At 66.4% G+C, this 21,844-nt stretch carries 26 protein-coding genes and 3 tRNA genes; 14 read left to right on the top strand and 15 right to left on the bottom strand.

Translation table 11 applies throughout. The features are described from left to right. The first annotated feature begins 39 nt into the window (after positions 1-39). Both EXE51_RS12685 and EXE51_RS12680 read left to right on the top strand, forming a co-directional pair. Positions 40-636: a mechanosensitive ion channel domain-containing protein gene (locus EXE51_RS12685; protein ID WP_094582336.1), complete on the top strand. Its 597-nt coding sequence runs from the start codon at positions 40-42 to the stop codon at positions 634-636. 164 nt (positions 637-800) lie between these two features. Continuing rightward, complete coding sequence (locus EXE51_RS12680; RefSeq protein WP_049930746.1) at positions 801-1,151, top strand: DUF4870 domain-containing protein; 351 nt, start codon at positions 801-803, stop codon at positions 1,149-1,151. Positions 1,152-1,238: 87 nt separating this feature from the next. Here EXE51_RS12680 and rpsB read toward each other — a convergent pair whose 3' ends face one another. From rpsB to EXE51_RS12615, 13 genes are all read right to left on the bottom strand, one after another. Continuing rightward, positions 1,239-2,033: a 30S ribosomal protein S2 gene (gene rpsB / locus EXE51_RS12675; protein WP_049930745.1), complete on the bottom strand. Its 795-nt coding sequence runs from the start codon at positions 2,031-2,033 to the stop codon at positions 1,239-1,241. A 16-nt stretch (positions 2,034-2,049) separates the two neighbouring features. Then, entirely contained in the window at positions 2,050-3,252 is a 1,203-nt protein-coding gene (gene eno / locus EXE51_RS12670) for a phosphopyruvate hydratase (RefSeq protein WP_089308632.1), read from the bottom strand. Further along, positions 3,252-3,431 (bottom strand): DNA-directed RNA polymerase subunit K, encoded by a 180-nt coding sequence (locus tag EXE51_RS12665; RefSeq protein WP_049930742.1) that lies wholly within the window; start codon positions 3,429-3,431, stop codon positions 3,252-3,254. The genes eno and EXE51_RS12665 overlap by 1 nt, the downstream gene beginning before the upstream one ends. Positions 3,432-3,433: 2 nt before the next feature. Continuing rightward, positions 3,434-3,628: a DNA-directed RNA polymerase subunit N gene (locus EXE51_RS12660; RefSeq protein WP_006628058.1), complete on the bottom strand. Its 195-nt coding sequence runs from the start codon at positions 3,626-3,628 to the stop codon at positions 3,434-3,436. Between the two features lie 12 nt (positions 3,629-3,640). Further along, positions 3,641-4,039 (bottom strand): 30S ribosomal protein S9, encoded by a 399-nt coding sequence (locus tag EXE51_RS12655; protein WP_004595258.1) that lies wholly within the window; start codon positions 4,037-4,039, stop codon positions 3,641-3,643. Then, positions 4,033-4,482: a 50S ribosomal protein L13 gene (locus EXE51_RS12650; RefSeq protein ID WP_008367868.1), complete on the bottom strand. Its 450-nt coding sequence runs from the start codon at positions 4,480-4,482 to the stop codon at positions 4,033-4,035. Before EXE51_RS12650 ends, EXE51_RS12655 begins: the two co-directional genes overlap by 7 nt. Then, positions 4,479-4,832, bottom strand: coding sequence for a 50S ribosomal protein L18e (locus EXE51_RS12645; RefSeq protein WP_049930739.1), 354 nt, complete (start codon positions 4,830-4,832; stop codon positions 4,479-4,481). Before EXE51_RS12645 ends, EXE51_RS12650 begins: the two co-directional genes overlap by 4 nt. A 39-nt stretch (positions 4,833-4,871) precedes the next feature. After that, a tRNA-Leu gene (locus EXE51_RS12640) sits at positions 4,872-4,956 on the bottom strand. A 149-nt stretch (positions 4,957-5,105) separates the two neighbouring features. Continuing rightward, positions 5,106-5,858: a DNA-directed RNA polymerase subunit D gene (locus tag EXE51_RS12635; protein ID WP_049930736.1), complete on the bottom strand. Its 753-nt coding sequence runs from the start codon at positions 5,856-5,858 to the stop codon at positions 5,106-5,108. Between the two features lies 1 nt (position 5,859). Beyond that, the gene (locus EXE51_RS12630) at positions 5,860-6,249 is read right to left on the bottom strand and encodes a 30S ribosomal protein S11 (RefSeq protein WP_004046448.1); all 390 of its coding nucleotides are present in this window, start codon (positions 6,247-6,249) and stop codon (positions 5,860-5,862) included. Between the two features lie 6 nt (positions 6,250-6,255). Then, positions 6,256-6,783: a 30S ribosomal protein S4 gene (locus tag EXE51_RS12625; protein ID WP_006112313.1), complete on the bottom strand. Its 528-nt coding sequence runs from the start codon at positions 6,781-6,783 to the stop codon at positions 6,256-6,258. Then, a complete protein-coding gene (locus EXE51_RS12620; RefSeq protein WP_049930734.1) occupies positions 6,780-7,301 on the bottom strand; it encodes a 30S ribosomal protein S13 in 522 nt (173 codons plus the stop codon). The genes EXE51_RS12625 and EXE51_RS12620 overlap by 4 nt, the downstream gene beginning before the upstream one ends. Before the next feature lie 55 nt (positions 7,302-7,356). After that, positions 7,357-7,442, bottom strand: a tRNA-Ser gene (locus EXE51_RS12615). A 260-nt stretch (positions 7,443-7,702) separates the two neighbouring features. On the opposite strand from EXE51_RS12615, the gene EXE51_RS12610 reads away from it, so the two are divergent. The 12 genes from EXE51_RS12610 to EXE51_RS12555 all read left to right on the top strand — a co-directional run bounded on the left by EXE51_RS12610 (position 7,703) and on the right by EXE51_RS12555 (position 18,915). Continuing rightward, complete coding sequence (locus tag EXE51_RS12610; protein WP_086215735.1) at positions 7,703-8,743, top strand: zinc-binding dehydrogenase; 1,041 nt, start codon at positions 7,703-7,705, stop codon at positions 8,741-8,743. After that, positions 8,733-9,113: a hypothetical protein gene (locus tag EXE51_RS12605; RefSeq protein WP_049930730.1), complete on the top strand. Its 381-nt coding sequence runs from the start codon at positions 8,733-8,735 to the stop codon at positions 9,111-9,113. The genes EXE51_RS12610 and EXE51_RS12605 overlap by 11 nt, the downstream gene beginning before the upstream one ends. A 108-nt stretch (positions 9,114-9,221) precedes the next feature. Beyond that, entirely contained in the window at positions 9,222-9,800 is a 579-nt protein-coding gene (cmk, locus tag EXE51_RS12600) for a (d)CMP kinase (RefSeq protein WP_086219724.1), read from the top strand. Between the two features lie 19 nt (positions 9,801-9,819). Then, positions 9,820-10,893, top strand: a complete 1,074-nt coding sequence (locus tag EXE51_RS12595; RefSeq protein ID WP_137692789.1) for an RNA-guided pseudouridylation complex pseudouridine synthase subunit Cbf5 — start codon at positions 9,820-9,822, stop codon at positions 10,891-10,893. A 23-nt stretch (positions 10,894-10,916) separates the two neighbouring features. Further along, positions 10,917-12,089 (top strand): succinylglutamate desuccinylase/aspartoacylase family protein, encoded by a 1,173-nt coding sequence (locus tag EXE51_RS12590; RefSeq protein WP_086219722.1) that lies wholly within the window; start codon positions 10,917-10,919, stop codon positions 12,087-12,089. Positions 12,090-12,135: 46 nt separating this feature from the next. Next, positions 12,136-12,206 (top strand) — tRNA-Pro (locus tag EXE51_RS12585). Between the two features lie 78 nt (positions 12,207-12,284). Continuing rightward, the gene (locus tag EXE51_RS12580) at positions 12,285-12,545 is read left to right on the top strand and encodes a hypothetical protein (RefSeq protein ID WP_086219721.1); all 261 of its coding nucleotides are present in this window, start codon (positions 12,285-12,287) and stop codon (positions 12,543-12,545) included. Beyond that, positions 12,542-13,105, top strand: a complete 564-nt coding sequence (locus EXE51_RS12575; RefSeq protein WP_137692788.1) for a hypothetical protein — start codon at positions 12,542-12,544, stop codon at positions 13,103-13,105. Before EXE51_RS12580 ends, EXE51_RS12575 begins: the two co-directional genes overlap by 4 nt. A 336-nt stretch (positions 13,106-13,441) precedes the next feature. Then, positions 13,442-13,918, top strand: a complete 477-nt coding sequence (locus EXE51_RS12570) for a hypothetical protein (protein WP_137692787.1) — start codon at positions 13,442-13,444, stop codon at positions 13,916-13,918. Then, entirely contained in the window at positions 13,918-14,292 is a 375-nt protein-coding gene (locus EXE51_RS12565; RefSeq protein ID WP_137692786.1) for a hypothetical protein, read from the top strand. Before EXE51_RS12570 ends, EXE51_RS12565 begins: the two co-directional genes overlap by 1 nt. Then, positions 14,289-16,181 (top strand): hypothetical protein, encoded by a 1,893-nt coding sequence (locus EXE51_RS12560; protein WP_137692785.1) that lies wholly within the window; start codon positions 14,289-14,291, stop codon positions 16,179-16,181. The genes EXE51_RS12565 and EXE51_RS12560 overlap by 4 nt, the downstream gene beginning before the upstream one ends. A gap of 607 nt (positions 16,182-16,788) precedes the next feature. Next, positions 16,789-18,915: a PQQ-binding-like beta-propeller repeat protein gene (locus EXE51_RS12555; RefSeq protein WP_158413896.1), complete on the top strand. Its 2,127-nt coding sequence runs from the start codon at positions 16,789-16,791 to the stop codon at positions 18,913-18,915. 210 nt (positions 18,916-19,125) lie between these two features. Here the strand turns inward: EXE51_RS12555 and EXE51_RS12550 are convergent, their stop codons facing one another. After that, on the bottom strand, positions 19,126-19,437 hold the full coding sequence (locus tag EXE51_RS12550) for a hypothetical protein (protein WP_137692783.1): 312 nt from the start codon (positions 19,435-19,437) through the stop codon (positions 19,126-19,128). After that, positions 19,437-21,844 (bottom strand): hypothetical protein (locus tag EXE51_RS17545; protein WP_158413895.1); only part of this gene is annotated, 2,408 nt, incomplete at its 5' end. The genes EXE51_RS17545 and EXE51_RS12550, both read right to left, overlap by 1 nt.

The following is a 21,844-nucleotide window of genomic DNA, read 5'->3' as shown; positions in this document are numbered from 1 at the left end:
GCCCTCACCTTTTCTACTCTCCGCCGTGTGCGGTTCGGCATGACGCAGATCCCGTCGCTCGTCTCCCGCTCGCTCTCGAACTTCGTCGAGGGGCTGGTCGTGGCGGTCCCGCGGCTGCTCTCGGGGCTGATCTTCCTCGCGCTGGCGTACCTGACGGTGCGGGTCGTCCTCTCGGTCGTCCGCGGGTCGATCGAACGGCTGTACGTCGGCGACCGCGAACTGGTCGGCGACCTCATCGTCACGCTCGTCTCTGTGTTCCTCTGGTTCGGCGTCGCGCTCACGTTCCTGAAGGTCGTCGGCATGGGCGACATCGCGGCGAGCCTCGGCACCGCTGTCGGCTTCATCGCCCTCGGGGTCTCCTACGCGCTCTCCGAGATGATCGAGGACACGGTGGCGGGCGTCTACCTCCTGCGGGACCCGGACTTCAACGTCGGCTACCGCGTCGAGTCGAAGGGCGTGACGGGAACGGTCGCCGCCATCGAACTCCGGAAGACGCGGATCGACACCGACGGCGGCGACCGGATCGTGATGGCGAACCGAGAGATAGAGCCGCGGTGGACCCACGACGTGCCCGAGGAGACGACGGGCGGGGCGGTCGACGAACCGACCGACAGCGAGCCGTCGACGACCGACTGAGCGGGGGATCGGTCGACGCCCGACTGAGCGGGGGACCGACCGACGACCGATCGGTCGCAGTCGGCGACGGGCGCCGGCTTGAGCGTGGCTGTCGACTGCCGCCTCCGTGTATTCCGGTCGGTCTCCGAAAATTTATCAATCTGCTCCGAAACCGCCATCCCGCTATGTCAACCACAGCAACTGAGACCGGCGACGGGACCGTCGACGGGGACACGACGCTAGCGGCGCTGTCGCACGCCTCGTCGCTCTTCGCGTCGTTCCTCGGCCCGATTCTCTTCCTGATCCTCGCGGACGACAACGACGAACTCGTCGAGCGGAACGCGAAGAATTCGCTGAACTTCCAGATCGTCGTCTTCGCCGCGCTCATGATTGCCGCCGTCCTGAGCTTCGTGTTCATCGGCCTCCTGCTGTTCCCGATTATCGGCGTCGTCGACCTAGTCTTGGTCCTCGTGGCAACGGTGAAGGCCAACGACGGGCGGGTCTATTCGTACCCGTTCACGCCCGATATCGTCTGAGCGCGTCGCGCCGCGGATCGATTCGCCGACGGCTCTCCGAGCGGTGAACGGACGAAACAGGAAGCGTCGAAGAAAAACGCGGCCGGCTTAGAGCTCGTCCTCGAAGTCTTCGAGGGCGAACACCGTGTCGGCGCCGCGGCGGTCGAGCGTCTCGTTGGCGAGGAGCCAGTAGACGACCGACAGCGCGCGCCGACCCTTGTTGTTCGTCGGGATGACGAGGTCGACGTTCGACAGTTGGTTGTTGGAGTCGCACATCGCGATCACCGGGATACCGACGGTGATGGCCTCTTTGACGGCCTGCGCGTCGCCGATGGGGTCGGTGACCACGACCACGTCCGGCTCGATGTAGCCGGCGTAGTCGGGGTTCGTCAGCGTGCCCGGAATGAAGCGACCGGTGCGGGCGCGGGCGCCGATGGCGTCCGCGAACTTCTCGGCCGGGAACCGACCGTACTGCCGCGAGGATGTGACGAGGATCTGCTCGGGGTTGTAGTTCGCGAGGAAGTCCGCGGCCGTGCGGATCCGCTGGTCGGTCAGGCTCACGTCGAGGACGTACAGCCCGTCGTCGCGGACGCGGTGGATGAACCGCTCCATGTCCTTCGTCTTCTGCTGGGTCCCGATGTGGACACCCGCGGAGAGGTAGTCCTCGACGGGGATCAGCAGGTCGACGTCGTCGTCGGGCATGACGTCGTCGTCGAACGGGGAGGCCTCCTCCTCGTCCGCTTCGTCGTCGCCCGCGGCGGTCTCGCTCTCGGCGTCGGCGGCCGTCTCGGCCGCGTCGGCGGTCGGTTCCTCGGTCGTGTCGGCCTCCTCCTCGACCGCCGCGTCGACCGCCTCGGTCTCCGCGTCGTCGTCGAGTTCGACCGCGTCGTTGTCTTCGCTCATGCGTGGTGTGGGCCCGTCATACCGCGTCGTCCGCGATGCGGACCAGTTCGTTCAGCTTGGCGGTTCGCTCGCCGCCGACCGTCCCGGTCTTGATGTAACCGGCGTCGGTCGCCACGGCGAGGTGTGCGATGGTGGTGTCCTCGGTCTCGCCCGAACGGTGAGAGATGACCGTCTCGTACCCGTTGCGGGCGGCGAGCTCGACGGCGTCGAACGCGTCCGACAGCGTCCCGATCTGGTTCGGCTTGATGAGGATGCTGTTGGCCGCGCCGGCGTCGATGCCGTCCTGGAGCCGCTCGACGTTGGTGACGAACAGGTCGTCCCCGCAGATCAGCGTCCGGTCGCCGACCCGGTCGGTCAGGTCCGCGAACGCCTCGTAGTCGTTCTCGTCGAGCGGGTCCTCGACGTACGCGAGGTCGTACTCGTCGACGAGGCCGGCGACGTACTCGATCTGCTCGTCGGCCGACTTCGTCTCGTCGCCGTAGACGTACGCCTCGGCCTCGTCGTCGTACAGTTCGGCCGCGGCCATGTCGAGACCGAAGCGGATCTCGAAGCCCACGTCCTCCTCGACGCGGTCGACCGCCTCGTCGACGACCTCGAACGCGTCGGCGTCCGAGATGGGGGGCGCCCACGCGCCCTCGTCGCCCTTCGCCGCGGGCACGCCGCGCTCGTCTAACACGTCCGCGACCGCCGCGTGGACCGCGGCGTTCGCGAAGACGGCCTCCGAGACGCTCGGCGCGCCGACGGGCGCCGCGAGGAACTCCTGAATGTGGGTCGCCTCCTTGGCGTGCTCTCCGCCGCCGACGACGTTGCCAAGCGGGATCGGGAAGTTCTCGCCGCGGAACGCCCCGCCGAGGTGCTGGTACAGCGGTGCGCCGAGCACGTCGGCGGCGGCCTTCGCGGCCGCCATCGAGATGGCGACCGCGCTGTTGGCGCCGATGGCGGAGAAGTCGTCCGTCCCGTCGGCGGCGCGGAGCGCGTTGTCGACCGCGCGCTGGTCGCCGGCGTAGACGCCCTCGAGGCGCGGGACCGCGTGTTCGCGGGCCTTCGCGATGGACTCGCTCGCCGGCAGTTCGATCGCTTCGTACTCCCCGGTCGAGGCCCCGCTAGGCGCCGCCCCACGGCCGAAGCCGCCGGACTCGGTGAGCACGTCGGCCTCGACCGTCGGGTTTCCGCGCGAGTCGAGCACGCGACGCAACGAGACGCTGGTAATTCGGGTCATTAGTTGGATTCCCTCCGCACGGTGAACGGGAGCGCGCCCGCGTCGTACTCCTCCGCGGCGACGAGTATCGGCTCCGTCTGGTCCGTGTCGATCAGCACGGGCGCCCCGTAGGACACCTGTAGCGCTCGCGCGCCGAGGATGCGTGCCTTCTCGTATCGATTGTATCGCTGTCCTGACATTGTTACTGGTACGGCGAGACGACGTCCACGAGGTCGCGGTGGCTCACCAGCATGCGCCGGCAGCAGTGCCGGTCGACCCCGAGGTCGTCGAGCACCTCGCCGGGGTCTTCGTCGCCCTCGCGAGCCCGCTCTTTGAACTCTTCCCAGTGTTCACCCACGACGTTGCCGCACGTGAAACACCGGACGGGGATCATCATGACTGGATCACCTCAGCGGTAGGACTTCTGGTAGCGAGCGCGCGCGCCGGGTCCCCCCCACTTCTTGGGTTCGGACTGGCGCACGTCGTTGACCAGCAGGGTGCGGTCGAAGTTCATGTACGCGTCGCGCAGCTCGGCGTCACCGAGGTGCTGGACGAGGCCGCGGGCGATGGCGGTCCGCGTCGCGTCCGCCTGCCCGCTGAAGCCGCCGCCCTCGACGTCGATGTCGATGTCGACGCCGTCGCGGAGCTCCTCGCCCGCGATGCGGAACGGCTCCAGCATCTTGAGCCGCGCCTGCTCCGGTTCGACCAGCTCGACTGGCTGGGAGTTGATGCGAACGCGACCCTCGCCCTCGCGCACGGTGGCGCGGGCGACGGCCGTCTTCTTCTTGCCTGAGGTGTTCGTTACCATGTGACGTTGGCTCCCAGAGACTCGGAGATCTCCCCGAGCGTGGTGAATTTGATGTTCGAGAGGCGGTCGAGCGAGGTGCCGTCGAGGACGACGCTCTCGACGTCCTCGTCGCGCTCGTAGGGGTTCCCGACGTACACGCGCACGTTCGAGAACGCCTCGCGGCCGTCCTCCGACTTGTACGGCAGCATGCCGCGGATGGCGCGCTTGAAGATTCGGTCGGGGCGCTTGGGGTAGTACGGCCCGCTGTCCGAGCCGAGCTCCGCGCGCTTGTGGTACGTCTCCATCGTCGCCTCCTCGTTGCCGGTGATGACGGCGCGCTCGGCGTTGACGACGGCGACGGTCTCCCCGGCGAGGACGCGCTGGGCGACCTCCGAGGAGACGCGACCGAGGATACAGTCGCGGGCGTCGACGACGACGTCCGCGTCGATCTTCGCGAGACTCATCGGATCACCCGCACGTTGCTTCCTTCGGGGTTCTGTTCGACGTACTGTTCCAGCGCCACCGCTTCGCCGGCCTGGTCGATCTTCGTCCGGGCGGTTCCGGAGAAGTCGACGGCGGCGACGGTAACGTTCGTTTCGAGCACACCGCTGCCCAGCACCTTGCCGGGGACGACGACCGTCTCGTCTTCCTGCGCGTATCGTTCGATACGGCCCAGGTTGACCTCAGCGTGCGTGCGCCGTGGCTTCTCCAGTCGGTCGGCGACGTCCTGCCACACGTTGGCACCGGAGTCACGCGAGACCGACTTCAGATCGGCGATGAGGTTCTGTAGTTTCGGATTCGTCTTGCTACTCATAGCTGTCCCTCCTGAACGGAGAGTTCGTGGAAAACGGAGTGCAGGGAGCAGGATTTGAACCTGCGGACCTCTACAGGACAGCGCCCTGAACGCTGCGCCGTTGGCCTGACTTGGCTATCCCTGCGTGCACTCCACCGTATTCCGGCTCCCTTCAAACCACTTTCGGTCCCGGCGTCCCCGCGGTCGGCCGCGGGCGCTCCGTCGGTCGGAGCGGCGCCGCGGCTGCCGGCGGGGGCGACGGTCAGGGGGGTGGTTCGAAGGGCCGTCATTTCCTTATACTGCGACTTTCGTCTGTAGTTCGTCCGCGCGCTCCTCGATGGAGTCGATCGCGCGGAGCAACAGTTCCTCGACGTCGAACGAGCCGTCCGTCTCGATGTGGAAGACGAACGCGCCCGGCACGTCCTCGACCGCGACCTCTTTACCGGGGAACCGTTCCGAGAGGTCGTTGTCGAACTCGTCCGTGAGCTCGATCTCCCCGTCCGGCGTCTCGATGACGCCGCGGAGGATGTTCGGCTCGTCGTCGTCGAACTCGCCGCGGTCGCCCTCGACCGAGACGCGCTGGAGGTGGCGGTAGCCGACAGAGACGCCGCCCTGGTGTTTGGCGTGCTCCTTGCCGGTGTCGAGGACCGCGTCGGCCTCGAACTCCAACCGCTGTCCCTCCTTCAGCTCGATGATCGGAACGTTCTCGTCGGCGACCTCGACGAGCGGGTCGCTGCTCTCGATGTCGCCGGAGTACGCCGTCGCCGGACCTTCGACGTCGAGCGCGAGGGTGACCTCGTCGCCGATATCGAAGTCGTCGAGCGGCGTCGTCAGGGGCACGAGCCCCAGCCGCAGGCCGATCATCTCGTCGAACATGACCGAGGAGTTCTCGACGAACCGGACGGTGTCGATCGAGAACGTCGGGACGTCGGCGATCATCGCGCGGCGGATGCCGTTGGCGAACGCCGGCGTGAGCCCGCGGATCAGCACCCGCGCGCTGCGTTCGTCCCGTTCGACGTACTGGACGTCGAATTCGTCTTCGGTCATGTCAGACTCGCTTGTTCTTCGGCGCCTTCGTCCCGTCGTGCGGGATCGGCGTGACGTCCTCGATGCGCCCGATCTCGACGCCCGCCCGCGAGAGCGCGCGAATCGTCGCCTGCGCACCGGGACCGGTGGACTTGTTGAGGTTGCCGCCGGGACCGCGCACGCGAACGTGCACGCCCTCCAGACCGGCGTCCTTGACGCGCTCGGCGACGACCTCCGCCATCTGCATGGCGGCGTACGGCGACGCCTCGTCGCGGTTCTGCTTCACCACGGTGCCGCCGGACGACTTGGCGATCGTCTCGGCGCCCGTCTCGTCGGTGACCGTGATGAGCGTGTTGTTGAACGACGCGTACACGTGGGCGATGCCCCACTTTCCGTCCTCGGATTCACTCATGGTTGGTTACTCCTGTGACTCCGCGCGCTCGGGGTGGAGATCGTCCGCGAGCGGGCTCGTCTCGTCGAAGGCGATGGCGCCCTCGTCGTCGACGTCCACCTTCACCGACGGGCGCGTGACGCGGGCGCCGTTGACGGTGATGTGGCCGTGGACGATGAACTGGCGGGCCTGCTGGGTCGAGGAGGCGAAGCCCTGTCGGTAGACGACCGTCTGGAGGCGACGCTCCAGCAGGTCGGTCACGTCGAGCGACAGGACCGTCGAGATGTCGTCGTTGTCGCCGAGGATGCCGATCCGGCGGAGCCGCGTAACGAACTCCGCGCCGGCGTCCTGTGCGGCGTCGACGTCACCCTGCGCCTCGCCGAGCAGCCGTCGGGCCTCTCGGCGCATGTTGCGCAGCTCGGACTGGGCGCGCCAGAACTCCTCTTTGTTCTTCAGACCGTACCGCGAGAGGAGGTCGGACTCCTCGGCGATGCGCTCGCCCTGATACGGGTGGTTCGGCGTCTCGTAGCCCTTGGTGTTCTTTCCGGTGCTCATTCGTCGTCACCGCCCTCGTCGTCTTCCATCTCCTCGCGGATCTCCTCGACGTTGACCCCGATGGTCCCCTCCGAGCGACCCGTGGACTTGGTGCGCTGGCCGCGGACCTTCTGCCCGCGCTTGTGGCGCACGCCCTTGTACGATTCGATGATCTTCATCCGGTTGATGTCGTGGCGCCGCTTCTCGTTGACGTCCGTGCCGACGAGGTGCGTCGTCTCTCCGGTGAAGAAGTCGTTCTGTCGGTTCGTCATCCACGACGGGACGTGGTCTTCGAGGTTCTCGGCGATGTCGACCACCGCGTCGATATCCTCCTCGTCGAGGAGCCCGAACGTGGCGTTTCGGTCCACGTCGGCCTTCTCGGCGACCAGCCGCGCCGTGCGCGTGCCGATGCCGTCGAGTTCGGACAGGCTTCGCTCGACCGTCTTCGTCCCGTCGAGGTCCGCGCCCCCGATCCGAACGAAGTACTGGAGGTCTTCCTCCTCCTCCGGCGAGTCGTCCTGTGGTTCTTCCGTGCTCATGTGTTGGTTGTGGTGAGCCCTACCGGCGCGATCCGGCGGTACTCGTCCGTTCGAGCGTTGCGGCGGGGATTCGAACCCCGGAGGCAGTGACGCCACAGAGTTAGCAACCCTGCGCCTTGGGCCAGGCTTGGCTACCGCAACCCGCGTTGTATCATCGCCCTCTCGGACTCGGGGCCCGACGCCCCTACAGTTCGTGCGTTCGTATGCTCCCGCTTTCGGTACTTAAACATCACGAAACGGTCGGGTCGCTGTGGGCGACTCGCACGGTGGCTGCGAGCGTCGTCCCGCGGGCCGCGCCGGTTCGATGGTCGCGTCAGTCTGGTGGCCGCGCCGGTTCGATGGTCGCGTCGCTCGTTTCCGTGAGGCGTACTGTTTAGTGGGTCCCGCGGGAGGGTCCGAATATGAAGGCCGTTCAGTTCGCCGACCACGGCGACCGCGACGTGATCGAGTACGGCGAGTTCCCCGAGCCCGACCCCGACCGCGGCGAGGTGCTCGTCGACGTCAAGGCGGGGGCGTTGAACCACCTCGACGTCTGGACTCGCCGCGGAATGCCCGGCATCGACGTGGAGATGCCGCACATCCCGGGGAGCGACGCCGCGGGCGTCGTGGAGGCCGTCGGTGAGGGCGTGACGCGCTTCGAGCCTGGGGACCACGTCGCCGTGAGCGCCGGCGTCTCCTGCGGCAACTGCGAGTTCTGCCGGAACGGCGAGGAGTCGCTGTGCGTCTCCTTCCACATCATCGGCGAACACGTCCGCGGCGTCCACGCCGAGAAGGCGTCGGTCCCGGCCGAGAACCTCGTCCCGGTCCCCGACGGCGTCGACTGGGAGGTCGCCGGCTCCGCGTCGCTCGTGTTCCAGACCGCGTGGCGGATGCTCCAGACGCGCGCGGACATCGAGGCGGGCGAGAAGGTGCTCGTCTTGGGCGCCTCCGGCGGCGTCGGCCACGCCGCGGTCCAGATCGCCGACCACGCGGGCTGTGAGGTGTTCGCGACCGCCTCCACCGAGGAGAAGCTCGCGCACGCCGAGGACTGCGGCGCCGACCACGTCATCGACTACGAGGCGAACGACTTCGCGGACGAGATCGCGGCGCTCACCGGCAAACGAGGCGTCGACGTCGTCGTCGACCACGTCGGCGAGGCGACCTATCCGAACTCGCTGAAGTCGATGGCGAAGGGCGGCCGGCTCGTCACCTGCGGCGCGACCACCGGCCCGAACCCGGGCGCGGGGCTCAACCGCATCTTCTGGAACCAGCTCTCCGTCATCGGCTCGACGATGGCGACGCCGGGCGAGGTCGACGACGTCCTGGAACTGGTCTGGGACGGGACCTTCGAGCCCCGCGTCCGGGAGGTCCTCCCGATGAGCGAGGCCGCGCGCGCACACGAGATGATCGAGAACCGTGAGGGCTTTGGCAAAGTGGTGGTTAGACCCGACAGTGAGCTCTGAGACCGACGCGGCCGACGGCGACGCGGCCGATCGCGACGCGGCCGCGGGCGCCGACGGCACTACCGACGGCGGCTATGTCCACGCCCCGGAGGGCGAGAGCGGCGGCGCCGACGGTACGGGGCCGTCGGAGTCGGCCGGTCGGGAGCCGGCGGCCGACGGCTTCGGCCGCGAGGGGTGGGCGCTGACGGCGGCGCTTTTCGTCTGCGCTATCGTCATCCCCGGGATCATCTACGCGTATCCGTACGCGGCCGGGTGGTTCGGGCTCCCCTTTTTCGCCACGTACCTCGTGCTGCCGCTTGTCCCCGCGCTCCTGCTCGGCCTCGTCGCCGTCTGGTCGATGACGGCCGCGACGGCCGACCCCGAGGCGTGAGCGAGCCGGGTCGGTGACGGCGAGCGAGTCCTCGACACGGGCGCCGACGGGCGCGCGCTCCCGCAGCCGAACGACAACCGTTTTGAACGACACCCGCGCAGTGGTGATATGTTGATCACCGTCTCCGGCCCGCCTGGAAGCGGGAAGAGCACCAACGCCGTCCAGCTGGCGGACGCGCTCGGTCTCGGGCACGTCTCCGGCGGCGACATCTTCCGCGAGATGGCGGCCGAACGCGACATGACGCCGGTCGAGTTCAACGAGTTCGCCGAGGAGGACCCGCAGATCGACCGCGACCTCGACCGCCGGCTCCGCGAGATCGCCGTCGAGCGCGACGACGTGGTCCTCGAATCGCGGCTCGCCGGGTGGCTCGCGGCCGACCACGCCGACTTCCGGTTCTGGTTCGACGCGCCGCTGTCGGTCCGCGCGGAGCGGATCGCGGAGCGCGAGGCGAAGCCGACCGACCGCGCGCGAACGGAGACGGAGCGCCGCGAGGCCTCCGAGCGCAAGCGGTACCGGGAGTACTACAACATCGACATCGAAGACCTCTCGATCTACGACGCCGCGTACAACACCGCCCGCTGGGGGCCCGAGCGCTTCCTCAACGTCCTCGTCGCGACCGTCGAAGCGTACGACCCCGACGACGACGAGGGGAAAGCGCCCGTCGACGGCGTCGTGTACGACTTCTGAACCCGCGACTGACCTCCGCATGACAGACCCTTCCGACGCCGACCCCGACCCGCTCAGAGCGCCTCCCGGAGAGCGGTCGGTGCCGGAGCTGCTCCGGTTCGGCGTCGTCAACCTCGACAAGCCCGCCGGGCCCTCCTCGCACCAAGTGTCGGCGTGGGTGCGGGACGCCATAGACGAGACGCTCGCGACGCTCGACCCCGAGGGGCCGCCGACCCGCGGCGTCGCTCACTCGGGGACCCTCGATCCGAAGGTCACTGGCTGTCTCCCCACGCTGACCGGCGACGCGACGCGCATGGCGCAGGTGTTCCTCGAAGGGGCGAAGGAGTACGTCGCGGTGCTGGAGCTCCACGGGTCACCCCCGTCGGACTTCCGGGAAGTCGTCGCCGAGTTCGAGGGCGAGATCTACCAGAAGCCGCCGCGGAAGAGCGCCGTGAGCCGTCGGCTCCGCACGCGGACGGTCCACGAGTTGGACCTGCTAGAGGTCGCCGACCGCCGGGCGCTCCTCCGGATCCGCTGCGAGTCGGGGACGTACGTCCGGAAGCTGTGTCACGACATCGGACTCGCGACGGGGGGCGGCGCGCACATGGGACACCTCCGGCGCAGCGCCACGGATCCGTTCGACGACCGCGACCTCCGCACGCTTCAGGACCTCGTGGACGCGCTCGCGTGGGCCGGGGACGGCGATGACGCGCTCCTCCGCGAGGTGGTCCGCCCGGCGGAGGACGCCCTCGCCCACCTCCCCGCGGTGACGGTCGCCCGGTCGGCCGCCCGCAGCGTCGCGACCGGGGCTCCCGTGTACGCGCCCGGCGTGATCGACGTCGACGACGCGGCGATCCCGGCGGCGATCCGCGACGACGCGTCGAACGATAGCGACGCGCCGACCGACACGGATGGCGACGCGCCGACCGACACGGATGGCGACGCGCCGACCGACACGGATGGCGACGCGCCGACTGACCGCGACACGGACCCGGACCCGCCGCTCGCCGCGTGCTTCACGCCGGACGGCACCGCGGTCTGCCTCGGGCGCGTCGTCGGCGACCCGGACGCCGAGAACGGGACGGTCGTCGCCTTGGAGCGCGTTCTTTTATAAATTCGCCGCCCCCAGATGCGGACATGGACGAGCCGGACGCAGACGGAGGCGGAGTGGTAGCCGTCGGGAGCGCGAGCGCCGAGCCCGGAACGCTCGACCGCGGGTGGCTCACCGTCGGGGACCTCCCGACCGGCGGCACGGAACGGCTCCCGGTCGCGGTCGCGAACGGCGCCGCCGACGGGCCGACGCTGTGGCTCACCGGCGGCGTCCACGGCGACGAGGCGACGGGCGTCGCGGTCGTCCAGGACGCGGTCGCGACCTTCGGCGACCGCCTCGCCGACCTCGCCGGCGTTGTCGTCGCCGTGCCCGTCGTCTCCCCGGCCGGCCTGCGCCGGAACGCGCGAGAGACGTACTACGCCGACGAGGACCCGAACCGGCACTTCCCGGACGCCGACGCGGAGTCGGCCCGCCCGCCGAAGCTCCAAGAGCGGATCGACGCCCGGCTGTACGCCGCGATCACCGGCGAGTCGTCGGTCGAGGGGAACGAGTTCTCAGTCGACGCGGTCGGCACCGACGCGACCGCGGACGCGCTGATCGACTGTCACACCGCGGGCGTCGGTAGCGAGCCGTTCGCCATCCGCGACCGCGTGCTGTACGGTGACCGACGGAATGAGGCCGAGGCGGCCGCGCTCTCTGAGGACCTCGGCCGACTCGTCGAGGCGTTCGGGCTTCCGGTGGTCCGGGAGTATCCCGCCGCAGAGTACGTCGAAGAGAACCTCCAGCGATCGACCGCGGGCGCCGTACTCAACGAGGCGGGGATCCCGGCGTTCACGGCGGAGCTCGGCGCCCACAGCGTCGTCGACGACGCGCTCCTCGACGCTGGCGTCGCGGGCGTCGTCGGCGTCGCCGTCGAACTCGGGCTCCTCGACGAAGTACCCGAGTCGGCCAGCGAGCCCGGGGTCGGCGTGGCCCCGGCCCCCGTCGAGTTTCCCGTGCGGCGCTTCCGCGGGCCGACGACCGATATCTCCGGACTCGTCCGGCACCGGGTGGCGGCCGGGGACGCGTTCGACGAGGGAGATGTCCTCGCGAGCGTGGTCGACGCCGCGGGCGCGGAGCGCGGGACGGTCGAGGCGGACCGCGATGGGTACGTCCTCGGTCGCGCCGAGGGGCTGGCCGTCTACGAGGGCGACGCGATCGGGAGCCTCGCGGTGCGGGACGCGGGCGACCTCGTGGTCCCGCGGGACGGCGACGACTGAAGCGAAGTCCTTAATTACCGGACCGTCGTTTTTCAGCGTGTAGTCAGGGACCGTGGGGTAGTGGTATCCTATGCGGATGGGGTCCGTATGACCTGAGTTCGACTCTCAGCGGTCCCATCAGATTTTTTATGGGTTCTCATTATCAGTAGCTTCAGAACCTTCTAACGCCCGAAAACCGCATTCAGGGGGTGCGCTATGAACCGCCAACCCGGCGGTTCCGACGAAACCGCGCAGTGCCGGTACTGCGACGGTCACGTCTCTGATAGGTTCCGGGCTGTCTTCGGTGATGAGGACGACGTCGCACACCGGTGCCTCGGGTGTGACTGCTTCCGTCGCATCAGCCGCGGCAGCGCCGCCGGCGTCGACGTCGACCTCGTCGACCCCGCCGAGGATCCGAACCGTAACCGCGGTCAGCGTGTCGGTGCCGCCCTGCGCGCCGACGGAGGTAGCCGATGAGTCGCCCGCGCAGCCAGCCGTGGTACTCGGGCGCCCATCGGGCGCTCGAACCCGAGGTCGGGCCCGTCGACGAACACGGTCTCTGCGAGTGCGGCCACTGCGACCGCGAACAGCGTTACCGGCTGCCCTGGCCCGAGGTCGGGGGCGACGTCGCGTACTGTGGGTACCACGTCGCCCGGTACCGACATCACAACCGCGAGCTCTGGGAGCGTCTCCGTAGCCTCGACGACGTTGAGGACCCCGACGTCCACGCCGTCGCCGGCGACCGCTTCCTGACGCTCGACGAAGTCCCCGAGGAGATCTCCGTCGACGGCGAGAGGATGCGCCGCGTCGCGCTCGCTGTCGACGGCTGGGCGCTGTTCGACAGCGCTGAGCCCGATGACGACGGGAAAGTCCGATTCGTGACCGTCGATCGGAATCTCGAGCCCAGGGAGTCGGTGGAGATCAGCCGATCGTCCGCCGGCGAGTTCCTGAACTGGTTCCGTGAACACGAGGGCGTTCACGACCTCGACGCAGACGCTCGTCACGCGCTCTACGGAGGTGAGCCTCGTGATGACTGAGAGAGTCAGAGAAAACCATGAAGACGCTGATCAGCGTGTCCACACCGGAACCGAGGTGAGGGAAGAGCGCGGGCAGGAGGACCTGCCTCTGACATGGTGTGCCAAGCACACCAGTAGATTGTTCAGTGGGATTAAGAATAGTCCTTACGAAAACACAGAAATATGTCAGCTGCTCTTAGGTGAATTTGAACAGCGAGATGACGCTGATCGCGACCGAGCGTCTATCGCTCGGAAGCTCCTTCTTGAGTCGACTGTGCGGGCGTACAGTGGCAGTGAGATAAATGTCATATCGAAGACTAATGCCGGAAGGGCGAAGATACCCGGGAGGTTGGGCCGATGAGCAGCGATACTCTCGCTGCCGCGAAGCGCGCTGGCGAGAACGCCGAACACGAGGTCTTCGACGTCGTCGTCGAACTCGAATCCACCGCGGACAGCGAACACTACGATGCTGTCGCCGAGACTGCTATCTTCCCGCGCTCAGACCTCCCGTTTGTCGGAATCTGTGTCCTCGAAGCTGGAACTGTCGTCGAGATCAAGAGCACGATGGCGGTCTACGGGAGCGCGCAGCGTCGCGGGCGTTTCAGCCTCCGCGAGACGCAGCACGATGCGCTCCTCGACGCCGGCGGCGTCTACGTCTTCGTCGTTTGCGAGCCCCGCCCGGCTCGCCCGGCGATCGCGATGAAGATCGTCCCCGCGACGACTGTCGAACACCTTATCGACGAGACCTCCAGCTGGCGCGATAGGCACGACGGCCGCGGTCGGGAGACGCAACTCGCCTGGTCGCGCGTGTTCGACCCCGCGGAGGTCGAGTGATGCGGTCCGACGACATCGTCCTCCGTCGTCCGATCGCGCGGTGGGTCGCTGGCGAGAAGCACGCCGCGAACCCGGTCACGAAGGACGTCGTTCTCGACTCGGTCGGGACACCGTTGGTCCCACGGCGCCGGATCGCCGGTGTCCACATCGACCGCGTCAGCTCTGAGATGGTCCCGGTCCGCGGGTATCGCGACGGTCGCTACGTCCTCGCGATCGCGCCGGAACACGCCTCCGTCGATGTGTTCGATCCGAGCGAGCGCGATCCGGGTGAGCCCGCGCTCGACGTCAGCGAGCCGTGGATCCCGCTCGTCGCGGTGTTCACCGCCGGCGAGCGCGGTGCCGTGGTCGTTCCCCGGAAGGAGGTGGAGCTTTGAGCGACGACTACCTCGAACCCGGGCCACAGGGCGACCTCGACGAGCTGCTGGGCGACGCCCAGCCCGTCACCGGTGACGACGAGGACTCGATCGAGGGCGTCGTCGACTCCGATGAGGCGCGCGAGCTCCGCGACGCCGCAAGCGAGGGCACTCGGCAGGTCCACCCCAGCAGCCCGGAGTCGACCGAGTACCGGACCTTCGATGTCGAGGGGCCGATCGAGTGCGTCGAGCCGCGTGTTCACGCGTTCGGTGCGCATCTGCTGTTCTCGCAGCCGGACACTCGTCAGAACGGTCACCCCGGCTCGCTGTCGCCGTACGACGCGATCGTCTCGCAGTACGAACCCACCATCGCCGACGACGTCGGGTCGTTCGTCTTCGACGGCGAGCTCTGGGAGATCAATCCGGACAAGACGAACTACTGGTCCGGCGGCATCGCGGCGCCGTCGCGCCCCTACGAGACGTTCAACGAGTACCAGATCGCCGTCCGAGCGCAGGACGGTCTCGGTGAGCGGAAGGCGTCGTTCCAGTTCCGGCCGTCGGTGCCGGACGCGCGAACGGCCGACGGCGAACGGATCGGGTCGATGCCGGAGGATCTCCCGTACGGCCTGCGCGTTCAGGCGAACTCCAGCAACCTAGAGCCGGACGAAGTGATCCCGCTGCTCCGTCGACTCGCCGAAGAGCTCGACATCAGTACGCACTACTTCCGCGACGAGTGCGTTCACGAGCACTCGAACGCCTACCAGATGGAGATGTACCTCCGCCTAGACCGCGGCGCCGGCGAGCAGCACGTCGCCGGGCAGGGCGCCGTTCTCGACCAGCTCGCGCTCTTCGGTTCGAACAACCGCGGGAGGGGCGAGTACAAGTGGGACAACGAGAAGGTCGTCGGCCACCGGAACGCCGTCGCGCTCGACGAGTCGACCTGGAAGAAGCTCACGGAGAAACCGAACGGCGTCGGGAAGCTGGTGAAGTACTACCATCCCGAGTTCGCCCGGTCTGAGGAGACGTCGTCGGACGACGATCCGCTCTCGGACCCGAAGCTGGAGCTCCAATGGTCGAAGGAGTACTCCGACCTCTCCTCGGTGCCCTGGAGCGAAGAAGGCGCGTTCGACGTCGAGGCGCTGCGGACGGAGCTCGACGAGTCGCTCGTGAACGTCCTCCTCTGGGCGGGGCTCCCGACGCGAGCTGACCCGCGCGTTTACACGGCGGATCACTACTTTGAGGCGACCGAGTCAGAGCGAGATCTTGACCTCATAGAGAACAAGATGCCTAGCGTCCAGGAGGGCGAAGAGCAGCAGGCGGTCGCGCACTTTGCCCGCGGTGACGCCACCGAGTCCGAGCGCTCCGTACTGGCTGCGCTGACCGATGGCGGCGACGGCGCCGACGTCGAGCAGCTGGCCGAGCTCTCGGACACGTCTCGCTCGACGGTCTACCGCGCCGCCGAGAAGTTCGACGACCTCGTTGAGGTCGCGAACGCGAAGATGTCGTTCGAGGACAGTCTGATCCGCGAGAAGTTCCAAGACCTGCTGAACACCTTCGAGGACGTCACGGACTGGGTCGTCGGCGGCGTGCGGCAGCTCGCGTCGGCGGAGACGGAGATGATCGACCAGGACTCCGCGCTCGCACGCTGGGCTCGTCGCCACGGAATCTCGATCACCGAGTCGGTCGACGGAATGGTCGTCGATCTCGGCGGTCAGCCGCTTTCGCGCGTCGAACTCGTGAAGCTCATCCGCGCCGGCGTCGACGCCGCGGAGGACACGGGCTCGATGGCGTACCGGAAGTTCATCAGTGGCGAGTTCTCCTGGACGGAGAAGGAGGAGGGTCGCCGGACGGGTCAGCGCCCGATCAACCGCAACGGGGACGTTCTCTTCTCGTCGAAGCTCCCCCGCTGACCACCGACAGTTGAGTGGCAACACTATCCTGTCCCCTGTTTCTTGTTGACATCGTTACGTTTTGAGCGGTATCTGAGCCGATTTTGCTCTCGATCGCGGTCGCGATCGACCTCGACGTCGTCGCGAGCGCTGCGGCTGGTCAGGGTTCAATCCCATGGGCTGGGACGGACCCCTTAGGGAGTGTGCCTAAGGGCACCCCCTTCGGGGGAAAATACACAGCAACCGCTTTCAGAAGTTCCACCTGAAGCACTCGAAACAGGGGTTCGACCTGCGCGAAAAATTTGGCTCCGTTGAGATTGTCCATAGGGAATGAATCCGCTCCATCTGCGGGGATTGGAAGCGAATCAGGTACTGGCTAGGCCGATGAATCACTCATTACCGGTCCAAAGCGCTGTGCGAGATACGGAGGCTGGGGGCCGTTTGTTTTCAATTACTACTATAGATCTGTGACATTATTCTCGGATCAAGTAACATCAACCCAACCCTGCTCCTGAAATGTACGTAGAGAATTTATCGTGGTTTCTTCCACTTCTGGATCGGTGTTAAAATGTGGAGCTAAAACAGCCAACAATAAAATATAATATATTTGAACTTCTTTATGATTCGTATGGTCGATCGAGAGCAGCGATCCAGACGATCGTTCCTTCTGGAAGGAGGGGCTGTTCTCGGTGTTGCGGGATCGGTCAATGAGTTGGCGGTGGATCTCCTCACTACTCGACGAATCTGGAAGCGTGATCTCGATATCAATGGCCTTGATTCGTCACCGACGGTAGTCGACGCAACCGCGTATATCTCCGGCTCGTCACTGTACGCCGTTAGCGCGAATGACGGGGCGGTTTTGTGGGAATTCGACGAAGCTAGTGGGAGTGGTGCGTCGGCACCGGCGTACTCCAATGGGACAGTATACTATGGGTCTCTAGATCAAACCCTGTACGCCGTTAGCGCGAATGACGGATCGCTTGAGTGGTCTTATGAAGCTGATGCGCGCCTCGATCAGTCCTCGCCGACGGTCGCCGACGGGACAGTGTACGTGGGCTCGGGTCATGGCGACGGTTCGTTGTACGCGATCGACGCCGAAACTGGCGTCTTACGCTGGCGTGATTATGTTGGGGACAGCGTCGGCGCACCCGTCATTCACGACGATCGAGTCTATGTCGGAACCTACACGAGTGGTCTCCACGCAGTTTCAATCGAGAACGGTGAACGGTTGTGGCGTGTCGATCGGGCAGACTATGGTACTACTCCAACAGTTGTCGATGGAACCGTCTACGCAACCTCCGACGATACAGTGCTGTACGCCGTTGACGCCGAGACTGGAGAGGAGTTGTGGGCACACGATAATTCGAACATAAACACGCCCGGATCCTCGCCTACAGTCCACGAAGGGGTCGCATATGTCGGGTCGGGTGGATTTCTCTACGCGATCGACACCGAAACCGGGGAAGTACGTTGGAATAGTCTCATTAGCGAGAGATCGATTGATACGTCACCAACAGTTGCCGGCGAAACCGTTTACGTTGGCTCCGACGAGGGAATCTGTTACGCTGTCGACGCACAGACCGGGTCGGTCTCTTGGGAGGTGAGTCTGGGAGGACTCCCGCGACTATGGGGGAACAGTCCATGGATCAACAGCTCACCGATCGTCGTTGGGGGAGTCCTCTTTTTCGGTGCGAGTGACGGTGCACTTTACGCGTTTGACACAGAAACTGACGCTGACAGCGTGGGCTCGCGGGTCGTTCATGGATCGCTCAATCATCATCATGCGTGGGCGGGCGAACCTGGTAGATGGTTCGGGTTCAACCGGGAGATCCGGTGGTCGACACCGGCGGTCGGCCTTGCGGGTCTCGGTACATACGGATTCTACCGGAGGCGCTCGAAGCAAGCGAGCGTTCGATCGCCTGCCGGAGACGATGGAGCAGAGACAGACGCCAATCGAGTGTCGGACGCGGAGGAGCAATCTGCGCCTGATAGCGATGACTGTGACGATAACAACGACGACTCATCGATCATCGAAGAGCGACAATCGGAGGGCGCAGAATTGTTAAAAAAGGCACACACCGCTAAAGAGACTGCTAATTTCAATGAGGCAACCGACGCCTACACTGAGGCACTTACTCAATTCCAAGCCGCTCTCAGCGGAGTTGATTCTGGGGACACTGAAATACGCTCAGAGATCGAAGAATCCATTGAGGTGACTCGCGAGGAGCTAGAATCGATCGAAGCCCGCGAGAGACAGCGGACGGAGCTTATTGAACTGCTGAATACAGCCGAACGCAGTTTTCAGGTAGGTATCGTTGCGTATACGCAAAATCGCGAAATTCTCGCCCGAATTCGCTTCAGACAAGCCCGGAGTGCGTTCAAGGAAGCCACTGAACTTCTTGAGAGCAGCGACGGAGATCTGCTCAGCCCACCCGTGGAAGTAAATGTTCAGCCCGGTCGAGAGTTGGTATCGACAGCCCTCAGTGAGTTACCGGTGATTCCGGAGGCAGAGACGGTGGCATTAGCCGACGCTGGAATTGAGAACCTAAACGATCTTGAAAGTAGTGAGGAAGCACCCTGGCTACCTACTGTCGTCGAAACGGTAGTGGATGAAGAAACGACGAATGAGAGGGTAACAACGATACTGACGCTATTGTCATGGTGGAACGACACCGACAGCTACGAGTTCGATACCACAGCAGCGGTTTCACGGCGACGTGAGCAGGCCGACTACGGATTCACCCGGAGTTCATAGACGACTGTAATTGAGTGGCACCCCTGTTGTATTCGCGCCCTGTATTCAGCACGGGCTAAACAAACTATCTGTAAGCAAGAATCTAGGCAAGTCAAAAATTCGCTCTCTCACTGTCGAGCTACTCTAGGCACCCATCCCGCCACACATCCGTTCCAACACGCACAGCGACGCAGCAGGCGCCGAGAAACAGCCGCTATCCTGAGAGCGGTGCTACGCGGCCGCGAACTCTTCGAGCCGCTCGACGGTCTGCCGCAGCACCCACTCGCCGGCGACGTCGTAGAGCGCCCGGCCCGCGCCGAGCGCGTCACCCACGATCTGCGAGACGGGCGGCTCCCAGTAGCCGAGCGCGACGAGCGCGAACAGCACGACGAGGACTGCGACGCCGATCGTCGCTGCCGAGGAAACCGCACCGATCGCCGCCCCGCCGACCGCGCGGTAGCGCCGGAACTTCAGCAGCACGACGACTGCCGCGACGCCGACGAACGCCGACTGCCCGAGGTGGCTGCCGAGGAACCCGAACATCAGTTCTCCCCGTCGTCGCCCGAGATCTCGATGCGGTTCACCTCGTCGGGCGTGTTCGCCTCGGCGCGCCACGCCGACACCGCGCGCCACGCCAGCGCCAGCACGCCGGCGACGATGATCACGCCCGCCTCGCCGGCGATCGTCTCGAACAGCTCCGGCGCGAGCACCTGGAGCCCGAGCACGCCGACGAGCGCGGTCGACCCGGCCCAAATCCGGAAGTCGAACCGGTCGAACTGCTGGAGCACGAGGAACATCGCGACCGGCACCGCCGACAGCGAGACGATCAGCGTCGTCTGCTCCGGCAGCACGCCCGACGCGAGCAGCCAGCCCCCGCCCGCGAGCAGCAGCACGCCGAAGACGATCTCGTTCGCGATCGCTCGCTCGACAAGCCCGCCGACCGTACTCGCCGCCGAGCCCGCCGCGCTCGTCGCGGCCGACTGTCGCTCCTCGGTGATGACGCCCGTGCGGCGCCCGACGACGAACAGCCCGCCGAGCAGCGTCACGCCGAGCAGCAGCGTCTGTCCGCTCGGGGCGATGCCCCGGAGCTGCGCGAGGACGCCGCCGCCGGTGCCGGCCATCGGCCCGCCGCCAGCGCCTCCGCCGCCGACGCTCCCGGTCGGACCGTCGCCCGGGCCGGAACTGCTCGCGCTTCCGTCATCGACGAGGAAGACGAGCGTCTCGTCGGAGTTGTCGTCGGTCAGCGTGATCGGCGACGACGCGAGCCCCTCGTCGCGGACAATCTCATTCGTCTGCGACCACAGGATGTACGGCTTCCCGTCAGCGGCGCCGGTAAACGTGTAGTCGACGTCGCTGTTCCCGTCACCGCGCACGGTGATCCCCGGCTCGGAGCGGTCGCCTTCGAGCCCGGCGACGGTCGCCTGCCCGGTCACGGGTGCGACCTCGACCGGCCACGTGCGGACGGTCGTCTGAGCTCCTATCGTCGCGTTCGGCAGCGCGAGCGTCTGATCTCCCTGCGCCGTGATCGTCGTCTCGCCGGTCTGCGGGCCCCACGTCGAGTTGTCCGCGTAGTGAACGCGGTCGCTGAATACGGTCTCGTCGACCGAGAGCCCGAAGTTCGGCCCGGCGTCGTCGATCCGGACTCGCGTGTCGAGGCGGCCCGACGACGTCGTCGGTTCCAGAACGGTGACCGAGCCGTCGCGAACACGGACCTTCGACCCGGTCGCGCGGACCTCGACCATCGAGCCTTCGGCGACGTCTCCGAGTTCGGCCGTCAGATCCGTGCCGTTGAGTTCGTAGCGGTCCGCGGCGAGCGGGTCCCACGTGGTGCCGTTCCGACGGACCTCGACGCTCCGTACGTCTACGACGCGGTCGTTCATGGGGACGGTTACTGTCGCGTTCGAGCGCGCCGACGCCCACGTGTTCGCGACGGTCGTCGTCTGCGACCAGGTCGTCTCCTCGACGGTCGCTTCGGTCGCCGTTTCAGCGCCGTGCGAGTAGTCGAGCGTGACGAGTGACGCCGGCCCGCTCGCCGGTGAGTCCGTCGAGACAGTGATGTAGTTCGTTCCCGACTGGAGCCACGAGGCACTCGCGTCGAGGGTAGCGGTCTCGCCGTCGGCGAGCGTGCCGTCGAGACCGACCGTCTCGCCGTTGATCTCGATGGTCGGACTCCGCGTCTGTGTGCGCTCGGTGATGTCCGCGGAGACGGTCGGCGCGTTCCCGTCCGCCGATACGCTCCACGTGTCGCCGACCTCAGGCTGAATCGTGTCCGAGGCGGTTTCGCCGTCGCTCAGGACTGCTCCCGACGAGACTTCAGGCGTGCCGTCGCCGTCGGTGTCGACCTCGGGAGCGAGTGTCCCATCGAGCTCCTCGAACGAGTAGCTCAGGTCAGCTCGCATTCCCGGTCCGTCTGAGACGGCCGACAGACTGAGCGAGACCGTGTTGCTCCCGGTTGAGACGGCGCTCTCGGGGAGCGTCAGCGAGGCCGTCTCTCCCTCGGCGAGCGTTCCGCTGTGTGAGACGGTTTCGCCGTTCAATTCCACGACGGGATCGCGCGTCGCGGTGACCTCCGTCCACGACGCGGCGACGTTGACAGGACCGCTAACCGACACGTCCGCCGACTGTGAGCCCGTCGAGAGATCGACTGACTCCGTGACCGTCTCACCGTCACCGAGGATCCCGGAGTGAGAGACGGTCGAGCCGCCGATCGTCACCGACGGATCTACTGTCGCGGTGACCTCCGTCCATGAGGCGTCGACGCCGACCTCATACGCTGTCGACACGTCGAGCGACTGAGAGCCCGTCGAGAGATCGACCGACTCCGTGACCGTCTCTCCCTGTCCAAGCGTGCCCGAGTGTGATATAGTCTGACCGGCGACGGTCGCCGTTGGATCTTCTGTCACGTCGACATCGTCCCAAGTGATCGAGTAGTCGATCGAGCCGCCGACCG

The sequence above is a fragment of the Halorubrum sp. CGM5_25_10-8B genome (assembly GCF_005435095.1).
Taxonomy (GTDB): Archaea; Halobacteriota; Halobacteria; order Halobacteriales; family Haloferacaceae; genus Halorubrum; species Halorubrum ezzemoulense.
Note: the sequence above shows the minus strand (reverse complement) of the source record. Positions and strands in the feature narration are given on the sequence as shown.